The organism is Gordonia sp. 135, assembly GCF_009720185.1.
Lineage (GTDB): Bacteria > Actinomycetota > Actinomycetes > Mycobacteriales > Mycobacteriaceae > Gordonia > Gordonia alkanivorans.
Window position 1 is genome coordinate 820638 of record NZ_CP046257.1, and the last position, 16427, is coordinate 837064.

Annotated in this window: 15 protein-coding genes; 12 read left to right on the forward strand and 3 right to left on the reverse strand. The window is 67.8% G+C overall.

The annotated features are described in order from the left end of the window. Window positions 1-98: 98 nt before the first annotated feature. The 4 genes from GKZ92_RS03765 to GKZ92_RS03780 all read left to right on the forward strand — a co-directional run bounded on the left by GKZ92_RS03765 (window position 99) and on the right by GKZ92_RS03780 (window position 3290). Entirely contained in the window at window positions 99-860 is a 762-nt protein-coding gene (locus GKZ92_RS03765; RefSeq protein WP_035751939.1) for a crotonase/enoyl-CoA hydratase family protein, read from the forward strand. Window positions 861-914: 54 nt separating this feature from the next. Then, a complete protein-coding gene (locus tag GKZ92_RS03770) occupies window positions 915-1685 on the forward strand; it encodes an SDR family NAD(P)-dependent oxidoreductase (protein ID WP_042376226.1) in 771 nt (256 codons plus the stop codon). A gap of 115 nt (window positions 1686-1800) precedes the next feature. Beyond that, window positions 1801-2811 (forward strand): alpha/beta hydrolase, encoded by a 1011-nt coding sequence (locus tag GKZ92_RS03775; RefSeq protein ID WP_035751933.1) that lies wholly within the window; start codon window positions 1801-1803, stop codon window positions 2809-2811. Next, a complete protein-coding gene (locus tag GKZ92_RS03780) occupies window positions 2808-3290 on the forward strand; it encodes a MaoC/PaaZ C-terminal domain-containing protein (protein WP_006358420.1) in 483 nt (160 codons plus the stop codon). The genes GKZ92_RS03775 and GKZ92_RS03780 overlap by 4 nt, the downstream gene beginning before the upstream one ends. Before the next feature lie 7 nt (window positions 3291-3297). Here GKZ92_RS03780 and kstR read toward each other — a convergent pair whose 3' ends face one another. Next, a complete protein-coding gene (gene kstR, locus GKZ92_RS03785) occupies window positions 3298-3948 on the reverse strand; it encodes a cholesterol catabolism transcriptional regulator KstR (protein WP_005194416.1) in 651 nt (216 codons plus the stop codon). A 136-nt stretch (window positions 3949-4084) separates the two neighbouring features. Between kstR and GKZ92_RS03790 the strand changes: the two genes are divergently transcribed. From GKZ92_RS03790 to GKZ92_RS03820, 7 genes are all read left to right on the forward strand, one after another. Next, on the forward strand, window positions 4085-6271 hold the full coding sequence (locus tag GKZ92_RS03790) for an acyl-CoA dehydrogenase family protein (protein ID WP_035751929.1): 2187 nt from the start codon (window positions 4085-4087) through the stop codon (window positions 6269-6271). A 119-nt stretch (window positions 6272-6390) separates the two neighbouring features. Continuing rightward, complete coding sequence (locus tag GKZ92_RS03795; protein ID WP_035751926.1) at window positions 6391-7515, forward strand: acyl-CoA dehydrogenase family protein; 1125 nt, start codon at window positions 6391-6393, stop codon at window positions 7513-7515. Between the two features lie 2 nt (window positions 7516-7517). Next, window positions 7518-8681 (forward strand): acyl-CoA dehydrogenase family protein, encoded by a 1164-nt coding sequence (locus GKZ92_RS03800; RefSeq protein ID WP_035751924.1) that lies wholly within the window; start codon window positions 7518-7520, stop codon window positions 8679-8681. Next, window positions 8678-9730, forward strand: a complete 1053-nt coding sequence (locus GKZ92_RS03805; protein WP_035751921.1) for a bifunctional MaoC family dehydratase N-terminal/OB-fold nucleic acid binding domain-containing protein — start codon at window positions 8678-8680, stop codon at window positions 9728-9730. Before GKZ92_RS03800 ends, GKZ92_RS03805 begins: the two co-directional genes overlap by 4 nt. Further along, on the forward strand, window positions 9727-10170 hold the full coding sequence (locus GKZ92_RS03810) for a MaoC family dehydratase (protein ID WP_035751919.1): 444 nt from the start codon (window positions 9727-9729) through the stop codon (window positions 10168-10170). Before GKZ92_RS03805 ends, GKZ92_RS03810 begins: the two co-directional genes overlap by 4 nt. After that, a complete protein-coding gene (locus GKZ92_RS03815) occupies window positions 10170-11342 on the forward strand; it encodes a lipid-transfer protein (protein ID WP_035751917.1) in 1173 nt (390 codons plus the stop codon). The genes GKZ92_RS03810 and GKZ92_RS03815 overlap by 1 nt, the downstream gene beginning before the upstream one ends. 82 nt (window positions 11343-11424) lie before the next feature. Further along, window positions 11425-13056, forward strand: coding sequence for an acyl-CoA synthetase (locus GKZ92_RS03820; protein ID WP_035751914.1), 1632 nt, complete (start codon window positions 11425-11427; stop codon window positions 13054-13056). Window positions 13057-13079: 23 nt separating this feature from the next. On the opposite strand, the gene GKZ92_RS03825 is transcribed toward GKZ92_RS03820, so the two are convergent. Together GKZ92_RS03825 and GKZ92_RS03830 are read right to left on the reverse strand one after the other, a co-directional pair. Further along, on the reverse strand, window positions 13080-14345 hold the full coding sequence (locus GKZ92_RS03825) for an SLC13 family permease (protein ID WP_035751912.1): 1266 nt from the start codon (window positions 14343-14345) through the stop codon (window positions 13080-13082). A 17-nt stretch (window positions 14346-14362) separates the two neighbouring features. Then, complete coding sequence (locus GKZ92_RS03830; RefSeq protein WP_035751911.1) at window positions 14363-16033, reverse strand: MFS transporter; 1671 nt, start codon at window positions 16031-16033, stop codon at window positions 14363-14365. 192 nt (window positions 16034-16225) lie between these two features. On the opposite strand from GKZ92_RS03830, the gene GKZ92_RS03835 reads away from it, so the two are divergent. After that, window positions 16226-16423: a hypothetical protein gene (locus tag GKZ92_RS03835; RefSeq protein ID WP_035751909.1), complete on the forward strand. Its 198-nt coding sequence runs from the start codon at window positions 16226-16228 to the stop codon at window positions 16421-16423. Window positions 16424-16427 lie beyond the last annotated feature (4 nt).

Sequence of the window (16427 nt, forward strand, 5' to 3'; positions counted from 1 at the left end):
TCTGCTTACGATGACCCCCGAGCTGCGGCCGACGCCGCCCGATTTCGCGTGAGCGCGTCCGCAGCGATCGTCGAAAATCGGTGAGGGGTCAGCGACACATGTCCGACGCAGTTCTCGTGGAGCGCCGGGGGCGCATCCTCGTCATCACGATCAACCGGCCACAGGCGCGCAACGCGATCAACCACGAAGTGAGCCAGTCGCTCGCCGACGCGATGGACGAGCTCGACGACAGTCCGGAGCTGTCGGTCGCCATCCTGACCGGCGCGGGCGGGAACTTCTGCGCGGGAATGGATCTGAAGGCCTTCGCGGCCGGCGAGTCGGTGGCCATCGAGGGTCGCGGTCTGGGCTTCACACAGAAGCCGCCGGCCAAGCCCGTCATCGCCGCCGTCGAGGGCTACGCACTCGCGGGCGGAACCGAGCTGGTTCTCGCGACCGACCTCGTCGTCGCGTCGAAGTCGGCGAAGTTCGGCATCCCCGAGGTCAAGCGCGGCCTCGTCGCGGGCGCCGGTGGACTTCTCCGCCTGCCCAAGAAGATCCCGTACCAGAAGGCCCTCGAATTGGCGCTGACCGGTGACAATTTCACCGCCGAACAGGCCGCCGATTGGGGATTCGTCAACATTCTCACCGACGAGGGTGGTGCGCTCGACGGTGCCCTCGCGCTGGCGGAACGCATCACCGAGAACGGTCCACTGGCCGTCGCGGTCACCAAGCGGATCATCGCCGAGTCGGAATCGTGGAGCGACGACGAGAAGTGGGACCGCCAGGGTCGCCTGCTCGCGCCGGTCTTCACCTCGAAAGATGCGATCGAGGGCGCCCGCGCGTTCGCCGAGAAGCGCAAGCCCGAGTGGAGCGGCGCCTGAGTCAACTGCATGTGCCCAACCGATCAGCACGTGAAATCGATGTGAGGAGAACAGATGTCGTTCGAGGGTGAAGTCGCGGTCGTCACCGGCGGTGCAGGTGGACTCGGTGCGGCGACGGTGCGTCGGCTGCACGCCGCCGGTGCGTCGGTCGTGATCGCCGATCTGGCCGACCAGCCGGCGAAGGAACTCGCGGAAGAGCTGGGGGAGCGGGCGATCTATGCGCGCACCGACGTGCTCGACGACGACTCCGTGAACGCCGCGCTCGAGCAGGCGGGGGAACTCGGCGACCTGCGCTACGCGGTCATCGCGCACGGCGGATTCGGTGTGGCACAGAAGATCGTCGGCCGCGACGGCTCGCCCGCCGAGATGAAGGGGTTCGTCAAGACCCTCAACCTGTATCTCACCGGCACCTACAACGTCCTGCGGCTGACCGCGGCCAAGTTGGCGGCCGGTGAACCCAAGGATTCCGGGGAGCGCGGCGCGATCGTGATGACCAGCTCGATCGCCGGCTACGAGGGGCAGGTCGGCCAGACCGCCTACGCCGCCGCCAAGGCCGGGGTCATGGGTCTCACCCTGTCCGGCGCGCGCGACCTCGGCTCGGTTGCCGTGCGCCTGAACACCATCGCCCCCGGCACGATGCGGACGCCGATCATGGAGTCGATGGGGGAGGAGGCGCTCACCAAGTTCGCCGCCGGCGTGCCCTACCCCAAGCGCCTCGGTCTTCCCGACGAATTCGCCGCGCTGGCGCAACACCTGCTCGAGAACAACTACATCAACGGAGAGATCGTGCGCCTCGACGGTGCGCAGCGGTTCCAGCCACGCTGACCGGGCCTGCCGCACATCACAAAAGCACAACGACGACCGTCTCGGCTTGGGGTGCTCCGTCGATCCCGGTTACCTTTGTTAAGTCTGAGAACATTGTTAACCAAAGGGGCTATTGGTGCGTTCCTCGTGGAAGAGGCGACTGGCTGTCGTCGCGTGTGCCGTCGCGGTTGCGGCGACCGGATGGGCGCCGGCGGCTCTTGCTGCGCCGGCACCCGACCCCAATCGCGCACGAATCGACACCGTCATCCACGACTCGGCCCAGCAGACGACGCTGATCGTCTACTCGGCCGCGATGCGCCGGCTGGTCCCGGTCAACGTCCTGCGTCCCAAGGACCTCACCAAGCCACGCCCGACCCTGTACCTCCTCAACGGTGCCGGCGGCGGCGAGGACTCGGCGACCTGGGCGGCGAAGACGCAGTACTCGAAGTTCTTCCGCGACAAGCAGGTCAACGTCGTGACGCCCATCGGCGGTGCGTTCTCGTACTACACCGACTGGCAGCGTGACGACCCGGTGCTCGGCCGCAACAAGTGGACGACGTTCCTGACCAAGGAACTCCCGCCGTTGGTGGACAGGGAGTTCAACACCACTCGCAAGAACGCGATCGCGGGCATCTCGATGGCCGGCACCTCCGTGCTGAACCTCGCCATCTCCGCACCGCGGCTCTACAAGTCGGTGGCCGCTTACAGCGGTTGCGCCCGAACCAGTGATCCGTTGGGGCAGACCTACATCCGGATGGTCGTCGCCGACCGCGGCATGGGCAACGTCGACAACATGTGGGGTCCGATCAACTCGTCGGGATGGCGCAAGAACGACCCGTACGTCAACGCCGCGAAGCTGCGGGGCACCAAGGTCTACATGACCAGCGGCACCGGCCTCCCCGGCTGGTACGACCGCCTCGAGGCCCCGCTGGTCGCCGGTGATCCGGCGACGCTGGCCAACCAGGTGATCCTCGGCGGAGTCATCGAAGCCGCCGTCAACGAGTGCACCAAGCAGATGGCGCAGCGTATGCGCGCGCTGAAGGTTCCGCACAAGGTCCTGTTCCGGCCCGACGGCACCCATTCCTGGGGTTACTGGGAACGCGATCTCAAGACCACCTGGCCGATGATCGCCAAAGATCTGAAGTGAGCGAAGCCGACCGACTGTGGGCTGACGATCTCGAGGCCGGACAGGTGTTCCGTTTCGGCACTCACCACGTGACCGAGGACGAACTGCTCGACTTCGCCCGCACCTGGGACCCGCAGGACTTCCACACCGACAAGGCCGCGGCCGAGGCCGGCGTCTACGGCGGGCTGATCGCCAGTGGTCTGCACACGATGTCGATCTATCAGAAGCTCGCGGTGACCGGGGTCCTGTATCGCTGGAAGGTCATCGCGGGCAAGCGACTTGCCGATGTCGTGTTCCTCCGGCCGGTGCGTCCCGGTGACACGTTGACCGGTTCGCTGACCATCGACGCCGTCGACTTCGACGACCGCAATCGTGCGCTCGTCAGGTCGACGTCGGAAGTGGTGAACGACGCCGGGAAGCCGGTGATGCGCACCGTCGTAGAGGCGTACGTACACGCTCGGCCGGCCGGCACCCCTCTGCCGGCCGACCGGGACGACTGAATTCAGCTCAGTTGGCGCGGTCCTTCAGCAGCAGCCGGACCGTGAGCTCGAGGCGATTGGTGACGTCGGTGGCCGACGCGCGTCGGGTCAGCCACTGCACGAGGTTCGACATCCACACGTCGGAGAGCACGCGGGCGATCGCGAGATCCTCTTCGGTGGGTTCGCCCACGCCCACGATGGCACCGGCGAGGAGCCGGTCGATGATGCCGGCGACCTGATCGACCTCGGCGGTCGCCGACGCGTCGGCGAACATGAAGGCGCGGGTCATCGCCTCGGTGAGCAGCGGGTCGCGCTGCATCGCGAAGGTGATCATGTCCAGTACGTGGCGCAGGCGGTCGATCGCGGTGTCGCCCCGCAGTTGTGAGCGGTCGACCTTCGATTCGACGCGTTCGAACTCACGCGCCAGTGCGGTCACCAGCAGGTGGACCTTGGACGGGAAGTAGCGGTAGAGCGTGCCGACCGCGACGTCGGCCTTGTCGGCGACGGTGCGCATCTGGACGGCGTCGTAACCGCCCTTGGAGGCTAGAGCGAGCGTCGCGTCGAGGATGCGGCGGCGGCGTTCGCGCTGCGCGGTGGAACCGGCTTCGGGCGACGCGGCAGGGGTCGCGGCCCCCGCTGGGGCGTCGACCGCGGCGTTGCCTGGTGCAGAGCGGGCCATGTGTTAACGAACATCCTCACGTGATCGGCGACCGGGGAGGTGGGGATTCACGGGTGGCTACCCGATCACCTCCACCCATGGCATATTAGAACAGGTTCTAATTATTCCTCACAACTCGACATACAGAGGATCACTCGTGACAATCGCCACGTCTCCCGAACAACACGCGGTATGCCACAGCATCGAGTCCTGGGCGCGCGCCGCGAAGGTGACCGAACTCGTCCGTTCCGACATCGACAAACCGCGCGACCAGTGGACCCAGCTGTTCGGTCAGCTCGCGGAGTTCGGCGTGTTCGCGGCTGCGGTGCCGGAGGCGTCCGGTGGTCTCGGTGCGGAGTTCGTCGATGTGGCGGCGATGGTCGAGCAGTGCGGCATCGAGCTGGTCCCGGGGCCCGTCGCGCCGACGGTGACCGCCGCCATCGCACTCTCCACCAGCACCGATGCGCGGGCGCAGGCGCTCCTGGACCAGGTTCTCGAAGGTGCGGTACCCGTCGTGACGCCGGTCCTGAGCCACGCCGGCGGGGCGGCCGCGCCGCTGTCCGACGCCCTCGACCTCGGACTCGTCGGCGGCTACTCCGAGGGGGTCGCGGTCCTGGCCGCGCTCGACATCCCCGGGCGGGAGGGTCGCTGGTGGATCATCCCGCCGAACACCGGCAGCGCCGACATCGCGCCGCAGACCCCGCTCGACGGCACCACCTCGGTGGCGCGCGTTCGGCTGACCGGTGTCACCGCCGACGACCCCGTCGAACTACCCGACGCGCCGCTCGTCGAAGGGCTGCTGTCGGCGACCCTCTCCGCGTATCAGAGCGGGGTCACCCGCTGGGCGCTCGACACCGCGGTCGACTACGCCAAGGTCCGCACGCAGTTCGGTGCGCCGATCGGATCGTTCCAGGCGATCAAGCACATCTGTGCCGAGATGCTCTGCCGCAGTGAGGAGGTCACGGCCGTCGCATGGGACGTGGCCGGCGCGGTCGACGAGGTGCTCGGTGCATCCTCCGATGAACTCGCCTCTGCACGGGAACAACTCGAGATCAGCCGACTCGCCGCGGATGTCGTGGTGGCCGAGGCGCCCGTCGCCACGGCCAAGGACTGCATCCAGGTGCTCGGCGGGATCGGGTTCACCTTCGAGCACGACGCGCATCTCTACCTGCGGTCCGCGCTCGCCGCGCAGGCTGCTCTGGACCACGCGCACAGTGCCGCCACCGCGCTTGCCGACCGAGGGCTCGCCGGTGCGCGCCGCCGCTTCGCACTCGATCTGTCGCAGGTGGAGGACAAGCGCGACGAGGTGCGCGAGACGGTCGCCCGTATCGCGGAGGCCGACACCGACGACCAGCGGCGCGTTCTCGCCGAGACCGGCTACCTCACCCCGCACTGGCCGGCACCGTACGGGCTCGGGGCCGATGCGGCCCTGCAGCTGTTGATCGACACCGAACTCGACGCGGCCGGCGTCGTCCGCCCCGACCTCGTCATCGGCGCCTGGGCGATCCCGACGATCCTGTCGCACGGCACCGACGCCCAGCGCGAACGCTTCGTCGCCCCGACCCTCGCGGGCGAGATCGTCTGGTGCCAGCTGTTCAGCGAGCCCGAGGCCGGTTCCGACCTCGCCGCGCTCCGCACCAAGGCGGACCGCGTCGACGGTGGCTGGAAGCTCTCGGGTCAGAAGATCTGGACCTCGCAGGCGCACAACGCGCAGTGGGCCATCTGCCTGGCACGCACCGACCCCGAGGCCCCCAAGAACAAGGGGATCACCTACTTCCTCGTCGACATGTCCTCGCCGGGCATCGACATCCGGCCGCTCCGCGAGCTGACCGGCCGCGCCAACTTCAACGAGGTCTTCCTCGACGACGTCGTCGTGCCCGACGACTGCGTGGTCGGCGAGGTGAACAACGGCTGGCGGCTCGCCCGCACCACCCTCGCGAACGAACGCGTGGCGATGGGCGGCTCGGGACTCGGCAAGGAGATGGAGTCGCTGCTGCGGCAGGTGCAGGGCATGGCGCGCGACCTCTCCGACGCCGAACGCGTCGCACTCGGCAGCCAGTTCGCCGACGCGCACGTCGGCCGGGTCCTCGACGCCCGTGCCGCCACCCAACAACTCGCCGGACTCGACCCGGGTGCGCTGTCCAGCGTCCGCAAACTGATCGGAGTGCAACACCGCCAATCGGTGCCCGATCTCGCCCTGCGGCTCCTCGGTGTGCAGGGGATCGCGGCCACGGATGCGTCCGACGCCGTGCTGCAGAACCGCTGCCTGTCGATCGCCGGTGGTACGACCCAGATCCTCAAGACCGCGGCGGCTGAACGCATTCTCGGTTTGCCTCGCGGCTGACCGGTCGCGGCTGCGCGAAACCGCAGATAAAGCCGGATCTCTACCCTCTGATGCGCCGACTCTGATACAACTAGAACAAGTTCTAGTTCTGTAGTTCGCGCACGGTGAGGAGACGCAGGGTGGACTTTGCCCTGGACGGCACGGCGATCGCGGTTCGCGACGTCGCGGAGGACGTGTTCGCACGACGACAACCCGACTGGGAGTCGACCTTCGGCAGGCGGGATTCCGGTGGGTCGGGAGCAGGTGATCAGATCGGTGGCTTCGACACCGAGACCTGGCAGGCGCTCGTCGACGCCGGGCTGCTCGCGTTGCCGTTGCCGGCCGACCGCGACGGTGACGACGTCGACGAGGCGGGGCTGCTGCCGCTGTTCCGACGGATGGGGCGAGCCGCCGCGGTGACCCCCGCGCTCGGCACCCTGACCGCCGCGCTCGTCTTCGCCGAGGCCGCCGGGAACGGTGCGGACGTATGGTCGCGCTGGGGCGAGTCCCTGACCGCCGGGCGCTGGGCCGCCATCGCGATCGGTGAACACGGCGACCCGCTGACGCCGACTCCGCAGACCAGTGTCCGTGGCGGTCGCCTCAACGGCACGAAGGTCGGGGTCCTGCACGCCGAGGGTGCCTCGGTCCTGCTCGTCACGTCCGACGCCGGCGTCGTGGCCATCTCCCCGACGGCCGACGGTGTCACGCTCACGCGCACCCCGTCGTCGAGCGGTTGGGGCGAGTGCACGGTCACCTTCGACGACGTCGCCGTCGACGATGCCGATGTCGTCAGTCGTGAGCTGTCGGTCCTGCGCGACCGGTACCGGCTCGCGCTGTGTGCCTACGCCGACGGTCTCGTCGCCGGGGCCACCCGGCTCACCGCCGACCACGTCTCGACGCGCGAACAGTTCGGCAAGCCGATCGCACTGTTCCAGGCCGTCGGTCAGCAGCTCGCCGACATCTACGTCGTCGGTCGCTCGATGGACCTGTCCACCACCGCTGCCGCGTGGCGACTGTCCGAAGGCCTCGACGCTGCAACCGATCTCGGCGTCGCCGCGTACTGGCTCGCCGAGGAGATCCCGCCGACCCTGCGGGCGATGACCCACCTGCACGGCGGAATCGGCGTAGACATCACCTACCCGCTGCACCGGTACTTCTCCGTCGCCAAGGACCTCGCCCGCCTGGTGGGTGGGGCCGCCGTGCGGCTCGACGAACTCGCCGACATCACCGAGGGCACTGCCCCGGCCGACCGAGTACAGGGGTGAGCATGTTCATCGATCTGACGCCCGAGCAGCGCGCGCTGCGTGAGGAACTCCGGGAGTACTTCGCCGACCTGGTGACCCCGGAAGAAGCGAAGGTCATGCTGACCGAGCGGCACGGGCCCACCTACCGCAAGGTCATCAAGCGCATGGGCGACGACGGCTGGCTCGGCGTGGGCTGGCCGAAGGAGTTCGGCGGCAAGGGATTCGGGGAGATCGAACAGCAGATCTTCACCAACGAGGCCGTCCGGGCCGATGTCCCGCTGCCGTCGGTCACCCTGCAGACCGTCGGTCCGACCCTCCAGGTCCACGGGACCGAGGAGCAGAAGCGCATCTTCCTGCCCGCGATCCTCGCCGGCGATGTGCACTTCGCCATCGGTTACACCGAACCCGAGGCCGGTACCGACCTGGCGTCGCTGAGTACCACCGCAGTGCTCGACGGCGACCACTACGTGGTCAACGGCCAGAAGATCTTCACCACCGGTGGGCATGACGCCGATTACATCTGGCTGGCCGTGCGCACCGACAAGGACGCGCCCAAACACAAGGGCATCTCGATCCTCATCGTGGACACGAGGGATCCCGGGTTCAGCTGGACGCCGATCATCACCGCCGACGGTGCCCACCACGTGAACGCCACCTACTACCAGGACGTGAAGGTCCCGGTGACGATGCGCGTGGGCGAGGAAGGCGACGGTTGGAAGCTGATCACCACGCAGCTCAACCACGAGCGCGTCATGCTCGGACCGGCCGGACGCATCGACGGTCTGGCGGCCCGACTGCGTGCCTGGACGCAGCGTCCGGGTCCCGACGGCACCGTGATCGCGAAGCAGCCCGACGTGCGCCGGGCGCTGGCCACCATCGACGCCTACGGCCGGATCAACGAACTGCTCAACTGGCAGGTCGCCTCCACCGGTGAGGCGATCTCCATGGCCGATGCCGCCGCGACGAAGGTGTTCTCCACCGAACGCATCCAGTCGGTGTGCCGGATGGCGAACGAAATCATCGGCCGCTACGGCGATTTCACCGATCCGGAGACCGCCGCCCTGGTGGACTGGCTCGACGTCCAGCAGAAGCGCCACGTCGTCATCACCTTCGGCGGCGGGGTCAACGAGGTCATGCGCGACATGATCGCCACCGCCGGACTCGGACTCCCGAGGGCCAAGCGTTGAGCACCCCCGAGCTGACCGGTACCGAATTGACCGAAGACGAGGCGATCCGCGCTGCCGCGCAGACGATCATGGACGACGGTGCGAGTGCACCGGTGCGTGGGCGCGATCCGATCAACCAGCCGATGATCAACAACTGGGTCGAGGCGATGGGCGACGAGAACCCCATCTACGTCGACGATGCCGCGGCACGCGCTGCCGGACACCCCGGCGTGGTGGCGCCGCCGGCGATGGCCCAGGTGTGGACCATGCGCGGCCTCAACGGCGTACGCACGGCCGACGATCCGCTCGGACGCGCGACACAGCTCTTCGACGACGCGGGCTTCACCTCGGTGGTCGCGACCAACTGCGACACCGTGTACCACCGCTACACCCGGCCGGGCGAACAGGTGTCGTTGTCGGCCGAACTCATCGAGATCGTCGGCCCCAAGAACACCGCGCTCGGTGAGGGCTGGTTCTTCACCACCCGCAACGTGTGGTCGGTGCCTGACGAGAACGGTGCAGCCGAGGTCGTCGCGGAGATGCGGTTCCGCATCCTCAAGTTCCGCCCGGCCGCGAAGGACGCTGCACCCGAGCCGGTTTCGTCGGTACCCGACGATCTCGACCCGGCCCGGTTGCTCAAGCCGAGCGTCTCGCGCGACACCGCCTTCTTCTGGGAGGGTGTCGCCGCACACGAACTGCGCATCCAGCGCGACGGCGACGGCGCCCTGCGTCATCCGCCGGTCCCGGCGACCTGGAAGCCCCGCGAGGCCGACGGTTCGGTGCCGGCGACCGACTACGTCGTCGCCTCGGGAACCGGAACCGTCTACAGCTACGTGGTCCATCGTGCCCCCAAGGTCCCCGGCCGGCAGCTGCCGTTCGTCGTCGCCCTCGTCGAGCTCGACGAAGGCGTGCGGATGCTGGGTGAACTGCGCGGCGTCGAACCGGAGGACGTCGAGATCGGCATGCCGGTCCGGGCGACCTTCCTGGACTTCCCGGCCCGCGACGATGCGGGAACACCGGCGTGGACGCTGTACGCCTGGGAACCGGCGAGTGAAGGGGGAGAAGCATGACCGGTGTCGCCACTCCGGCGGTGAGCGTCGGAACCACACTGCCGCCTTTGGTCGTCGACGCGACCCCGACCTTCGTCGTCGCGACGGCACTCGCCACCCGCGACTTCCAGGACGTGCACCACGACCGCGACCTCGCGCAGGCCAAGGGGTCCAAGGACATCTTCGTCAACATCCTGACCGACACCGGTCTGGTCGAGCGCTTCGTCACCGACTGGGCGGGTCCCACCGCCCGAATACGTTCGATCGCACTGAAACTGGGCGTGCCGTGGTACGCCTACGACTCGGTCACCTTCACCGGTGAGGTCACCGAGGTCGCAGACTACGGCCTGCTGACGGTCGCCGTCACCGGAACCAATTCGCTGGGCAAGCACGTCATCTCGACGGTGACCCTCACCATCGGCGAGGGTGCCTCGAATTCGTCGCAAGGGGAGGGGCACTGATGGGCGGGTTGTCCGGACAGGCGGCTATCGCCGGCATCGGGGCCACCGAGTTCTCCAAGGACTCCGGGCGGAGCGAGCTGCGGCTCGCGGCGGAGGCGGTGTCGGCGGCGATCGCCGATGCGGGTCTGACCCCGGCCGACGTCGACGGACTCGTCACGTTCACCATGGACACCAACAGCGAGATCTCGGTCGCCCGGGCCGTCGGAATCCCCGAGCTGACCTACTTCTCGCGGATTCACTACGGCGGCGGCGCAGCGTGCGCGACCGTGCAGCAGGCCGCGATGGCGGTGGCGACCGGGGTCGCCGACGTCGTCGTCGCCTACCGTGCGTTCAACGAACGGTCGGGACTGCGGTTCGGACAGGTGAATTCGGCGGTCGCCAACCAGGAGAACTCCTCGGGCACGGAGAACGCCTTCAGCTACCCGCACGGGTTGTCGACGCCGGCGGCGTTCGTCGCGATGATCGCCCAGCGGTACATGCACGACTACGGCTCCACCAGTGAGGATTTCGGCCGAATCGCGGTCGTCGACCGCAAGCATGCCGCGGTCAATCCAGACGCCTTCTTCTACGAGAAGCCGATCACCCTGGAGGACCACCAGAACTCCCGGTACATCGCCGAGCCGTTGCACCTGCTCGACTGCTGTCAGGAGTCCGACGGCGGTGTCGCGCTGGTCATCGTGTCGGCCGAGCGTGCCAAGGACCTGCCGAACACACCGGCCGTGATCGCTGCGGCCGCAGCCGGTTCCGCGGCCGACCAGTTCATCATGACCAGCTACTACCGCGACGAGCTGGCATCGCTGCCCGAGATGGGTCTCGTCGGACGGCAGCTGTGGTCGCAGTCCGGCCTCGGTCCCGAGGACATGGACATGGCCGTCCTGTACGACCACTTCACCCCGTACACGCTCCTCCAGCTCGAGGAGCTGGGTTTCTGCGGACGCGGTGAGGCCAAGGACTTCGTCCGTGAACCCGGTGCCCTGGAGGTGGGCGGCCGCCTGCCGCTCAACACCCACGGTGGCCAGCTCGGTGAGGCCTACATCCACGGCATGAACGGCATCGCCGAAGCCGTCCGTCAGATCCGGGGTACCTCCGTCAACCAGGTCGACGACGCCGAGAAGGTCGTCGTCACCGCCGGAACGGGCGTCCCCACAAGCGGGTTGGTGCTCACCGCATGACCGGAACCGCAGCCACCACCCACATCAGTCCCGACCAGCCAGTCCAGTGCAACAACTCTCTTGAGAACGAGGAGCGCGCAGAATGAAGTTCAACCTCGCCGATGTCTTCGAGACGGTCGCCGATTCGGTGCCCGAGCGGATCGCGCTCAGCTATCAGGGCCGCCAGATCAGCTACGCCGAACTCGACAAGCTGTCCAACCAGGTGGCACACCTGCTCTCGGGTTCGGGTATCGGCGCCTTCGACAACGTTGCACTGTTCCTCAAGAACAGCGTCGAACACGTCACCAGCCTCCTCGGCCTGCTGAAGGTCCGCGCGGTGCCGGTCAACATCAACTACCGGTACACCAACGCCGAGCTGCAGTACATCTTCGACAACTCCGATTCGCGCGCGATCATCGTCGAACTCCCCGAGCACCAGCGCAGCGTCGCCGCGCTGCTCGCCGAGACGCGCGCCGTCCGAACGGTGTTCGTCATCGGTGACGTCGTCGAGGAACTCACCGCGGCCGTCGCAGACCTGCCCGATGGACGCACCGTCGAGATCGTGTCCTTCGCCGAGGCCGACTCCAAGCCGGACAACCGCGACTTCGAGCCACGCAACGGCGAAGAGCTCTACCTGCTCTACACCGGTGGCACCACGGGTTACCCAAAAGGCGTCATGTGGCAGCACGACGACTTCTTCCGCAAGCCGCTCTCGGGTGGCAACCCCTACGGTGATCCCCGCAAAGATCTCGAGGAGATCGGTACGGCGGTCAAGGATTTCCCGTCCATCGCCTTCCTGCTGGCGGCTCCGCTCATGCACGGCGCGGCATCGTACTCGCTGTTCACCTTCTTCACCCTCGGCGGTCGCCTGGTGATCCAGCGCGACTTCGACCCTGAGGCCATCGTCACCGAGGTCGAGAAGGAGAAGGTCAACATCGTCCTCATCGTCGGCGACGCCATGGGCATGCCGCTGGTGGAGGAGTTGGAGAAGCGGAAGGACTCCGTCGACCTGTCGTCGATGTTCTCCATCACCTCCGGTGGCGCGATCTGGTCGCAGCACGTGCGTGACCGCATGCTCGCGGTGAAGCCGGATCTGGTGCTGCGCGACAACTTCGGTGCGTCGGAGTCGGGCAACGACGGCGAGATCATGATGGACGACAACGGCAACCTGAAGGTGCCGCCGACCGACCGCATGATGGTCGTCGACGAGAGTCTCAACAAGATCGAGCCGGGCTCGGGCAACGTCGGGTACATCGCACGCATCGGCAACGTCCCCCTCGGCTACTACAAGGACGAGGAGAAGACCGCCAAGACCTTTCCCACGCTGCCGGACGGCACCCGGATCTCGATCTTGGGTGACATGGGCACCGTCGAGGCCGACGGTTCGATCGTCTTCCTCGGCCGCGGATCGCAGTGCATCAACACCGGTGGCGAGAAGGTGTACGCCGAAGAGGTCGAGGCCACCCTGCACGCGCATCCGGCTGTCGCCGACGCGCTGGTTGTCCCGGTTCCCGACGAGAAGTACGGCCAGCGGGTCGCCGCGGTGATCTCGCTCGCCGAGGGCGCCGAGGAGCCGTCGCTCGAGGAGATCCAGGAGCACTGCCGCGAGACCCTGGCCCGCTACAAGGTCCCGCGCACCGTCGTGTTCGTCGACGAGGTCAAGCGCACGCCGGCCGGCAAGGCCGACTACCGCTGGGCCAAGGCGGCCGCGGCCAAGGAGAGCACTCCGGTCTAGCCGCTCAGCAGAGGGGCGGGGGCTCAGGTGAGCTGCAGGCTCGCCCACAGCGCGAGCGCGGCGACGCCGAGCGTCGCGGGGACGGTGAGCGCGCCGAGCCGTAGGTACTCGCGTGAGGTCGGCGCTGCGACATCGCGGTGCATGATCTCCCGCCACAGCAGGTTGGCCAGCGACCCGAAGTAGGCCAGGTTGGGGCCGATGTTGACGCCGAGCAGCATCGCCATGACCAGTCCCGGGTCGTGGGCCACCAGCGGGATCAGTAGAAGCGTCGCCGGGAGGTTGTTGACGAGGTTCGCCAGAACCGCGGCGAGCACGGCGACCGCCAGGATGCCGAGCAGCGTCGACGACGACGGGATGAGCCCGCCGATCCAGTCGCCGAGGGGGCCGTCGCGCACCGGCAGGATGACGACGCCGAGCGTGGCGACGAAGGCCAGGAACGGCAGGTTCAGCGCGGTGATCGTGGAGCGCAGGGTGGCGATCGGAGAGCGGAGTAGCTCCGGCATGGTGAATCCCACCGCACCCGCCCCGGCGACCGCGGCGAGCGGCACACCGAACGGTTCGGCGATCACGAAGGCCACCAGCAGCAGCGCCAGCCCTATGAGCAGCAGGGTCGGGCGCCGAGCGTGCGGTTGAGGTTCACGGTCAGCTGCTTCGGGTGTGGGACTGCGCAACTCGCCGGCGAAGTACCACCGGAAGATCAAGTACTCGACGAGGATCGCCGCGATCCACGGCGCCAGCATCACGCCGGTGAAACCGAGAAAGCCGAAGCCGGTGGCCGAGAACGCCAGCAGGTTGGTGAGGTTGGAGACCGGCAGCAGCGTCGACGCGGTGTTCGCCAGATGGGCGCTGGAGAAGGCGATCGGGGTCACGCGCGCGCCGATGTGCCGCGCGGTGGCGACGGCGACCGGAGTCAGCAGCACGATCGTCGTGTCGAGGCTCAGGATGGCCGTGGTCACCGCAGCAGCGACGAACACGATACGCAACAGGCGATGCGGCGAGGACCGGCTCCAACCGGCGAGCACTGTCCCGACCCAGGTGAAGACGCCTTCGCGGGCGCACACGTCCGCGACCACCAGCATCGCGGCGAGGAAGCCGATGGTCGGGGCCATGGTCATGACCTCGTCGGCCGCGGCCTCGAGGTCCGTCAGACCGAGCGCGATGAGCAGTCCGGCCACCGGTGCTGCCACCACGACCACCGGAACACGCTGCGCGGCAAGGGTTGCGATGATCACCACGACGAGGCCGGCGATGCTGACGATGCAGCCGGCGATGCTGTCCACGGTGAGCACCGCAGACAGGTTACGCGTCAGTCGTTGGCGTAGGTGTCGTCGAGGTCGGGATCGGCCTCGAGGTCACCGGTTCGGCTCGTGATGACCGGACCTTCGACGACGCGGCGGGGAGTGATCCACAACAAGACGACGGTGCTGGCGAGCATGATGCCGCCCAGGATCAGCGACGCCTGCTCGAACGGCACGTCGAAGGCGGCCTGGCTGCCCTGGGCGATCTTGTCGGCGAGCTCGCCGGACTGCGCGGACAGATTGTCGACCACGACCCTCGCCTCGGCGAGGGACCGCTCGATGAGCGTGCCGGCCTGTTCGGCCTGGGCGATGGTGGCCTGACCGCCGGTCGGGTCACCCGCGGCTATCTGCTGTTGTCCGGCGGCGGTGAGCTGCTCCCGGGCGAGGTCTGCGGTCTCTCCGATCCGTGCCTTGTAGCCGGCGGCCACCATGGAGCCGGCGATCGCGATGCCGATGGCCGCCCCGATCTCGCGGGCGGTGTCGTTGATCGCCGAACCGACGCCCTGGTTGTCGAGCGGGGTGTTGGACATGATCGCGGTGGTGGCCGGGGCGGAGGCGAGGCCGATGCCGATGGCGATGACCGCCAGAATCCAGGCCAGGGTCCAGTAGTCGTCCACCCGGATCAGGCCCAGCAGTGTCAGGCCGATCCCCGACAGCAGCGCACCGCCGGCGATCACGAATTTGAGTGAATCCAACCGCACCGCGAGCCAATTCGACAGCAGCGAGAAGACGCCCACGCCGGCGACGAACGGCATCAGCGCGACGGCGGACTGCAGTGGCGAGTAGCCGAAGACCAGCTGCAACAGCTGCAGGACGAGGTAGAACATGCCGAACGAGGCGAGGAACTGCACCGCCACCGACAGCGAACCCGATCCGAACGCCCGGTTGCGGAGCAGTCGTACGTCGAAGAGCGGTGAGGCCGAACGCAGTTCGACGACCACGAACAACACGGCGAGCAGGATGCCGCCGATCAGACAGCCCAGGACGAGCAGATCGTCCCACCCGCGGTGCGGCGCCTCCAGGAGCCCGAAGACCACACCCGCGATCGCCAGCACCGAGCACAGCGTGCCCGGGATGTCGAAGCGGCCCGGGTCGGTGTCCTTCGACGTCCCGATGGTGAAGCAGAGCAGCGCCGACACGGCCGACGACGCGGCGAAGGTGATGAAGATCGAATGCCAGGAGAAGAACTCGAGCAGGAGGCCGGTGACGAGGAAACCGGCGATCGCACCGCCGCCGGCGATGGCCGACCAGATGCTGATCCCGACCGCCCGCTGGCCGTCGGGCATCCCGGAGGTGATGAGCGACAACGTCGTCGGCATGATCAGCGCGGCGGCGGCGCCGGCGAGGCAGCGCGTGAGGATCAGCTGCTCCGGGCCGTTCACCCAGATCGCGGCGAGCGATGCGATACCGAAGAACACCAGCCCGACGATGAGGACCTCGCGTCGTCCGAACCGGTCACCGATCGCGCCGGCCGGCAGCAAGAGCGCGGCGAGAGCGAGCGTGTAACCGTCGACGATCCACGTCATCTGGCCGGCGTCGGCGCCGGTGTCGACGGCGATGTCGGGCAGTGCCGTGTTGAGTGCCGCCATGGCGGCGACGACCATGCTCACGGACAAGCAGGCGACGAGGACGAGCCACGCGGAGCGCGCATCCATCCGGAAGCCGTTCGGCAATTTCATCTTCCGTCCCCGATTTCGGTGTGTGACTCGTAGGATCGCAGGGTTGCCGTCCGTCGCGTTGCGGTTTCGTTATCGCGACACGCGTGGGGGCTACCACCGCAACGTGGGTAACTTGTGACACATTTATCACTGCAGTACCAGAGGCCGTAACGGTCGAAGTTGGCCCCGGACAATCGAAAGTGGTGAAAGGTCATGGCCTCACCCCACATCGCGTCAAACCCCGTCGCGTCCGCCACTGCAGGTCCCAGTACCGGCGCGGCCCCGATCGCTTCTCCGAACAGTAGCGACGTCTCGCCTGCACGCCTCCACATCTGGCGGGTGCTGTCGATGCTCGCGGCGCTCATCGGCGTCATCGTGACCCTCGTGGTCATCGCGTCGTCGGCGGTGTGACCGC

Excerpts from the sequence above, each read along its gene's own strand:
- GKZ92_RS03765 (WP_035751939.1), top strand. The coding sequence starts at position 99 with ATGTCCGACGCAGTTCTCGTGGAGCGCCGGGGGCGCATCCTCGTCATC.
- GKZ92_RS03770 (WP_042376226.1), top strand. The coding sequence starts at position 915 with ATGTCGTTCGAGGGTGAAGTCGCGGTCGTCACCGGCGGTGCAGGTGGA.
- kstR (WP_005194416.1), bottom strand. The coding sequence starts at position 3,948 with ATGGCCCGCTCTGCACCAGGCAACGCCGCGGTCGACGCCCCAGCGGGG.
- GKZ92_RS03800 (WP_035751924.1), top strand. The coding sequence starts at position 7,518 with ATGTTCATCGATCTGACGCCCGAGCAGCGCGCGCTGCGTGAGGAACTC.
- GKZ92_RS03810 (WP_035751919.1), top strand. The coding sequence starts at position 9,727 with ATGACCGGTGTCGCCACTCCGGCGGTGAGCGTCGGAACCACACTGCCG.
- GKZ92_RS03815 (WP_035751917.1), top strand. The coding sequence starts at position 10,170 with ATGGGCGGGTTGTCCGGACAGGCGGCTATCGCCGGCATCGGGGCCACC.
- GKZ92_RS03820 (WP_035751914.1), top strand. The coding sequence starts at position 11,425 with ATGAAGTTCAACCTCGCCGATGTCTTCGAGACGGTCGCCGATTCGGTG.
- GKZ92_RS03830 (WP_035751911.1), bottom strand. The coding sequence starts at position 16,033 with ATGAAATTGCCGAACGGCTTCCGGATGGATGCGCGCTCCGCGTGGCTC.
- GKZ92_RS03835 (WP_035751909.1), top strand. The coding sequence starts at position 16,226 with ATGGCCTCACCCCACATCGCGTCAAACCCCGTCGCGTCCGCCACTGCA.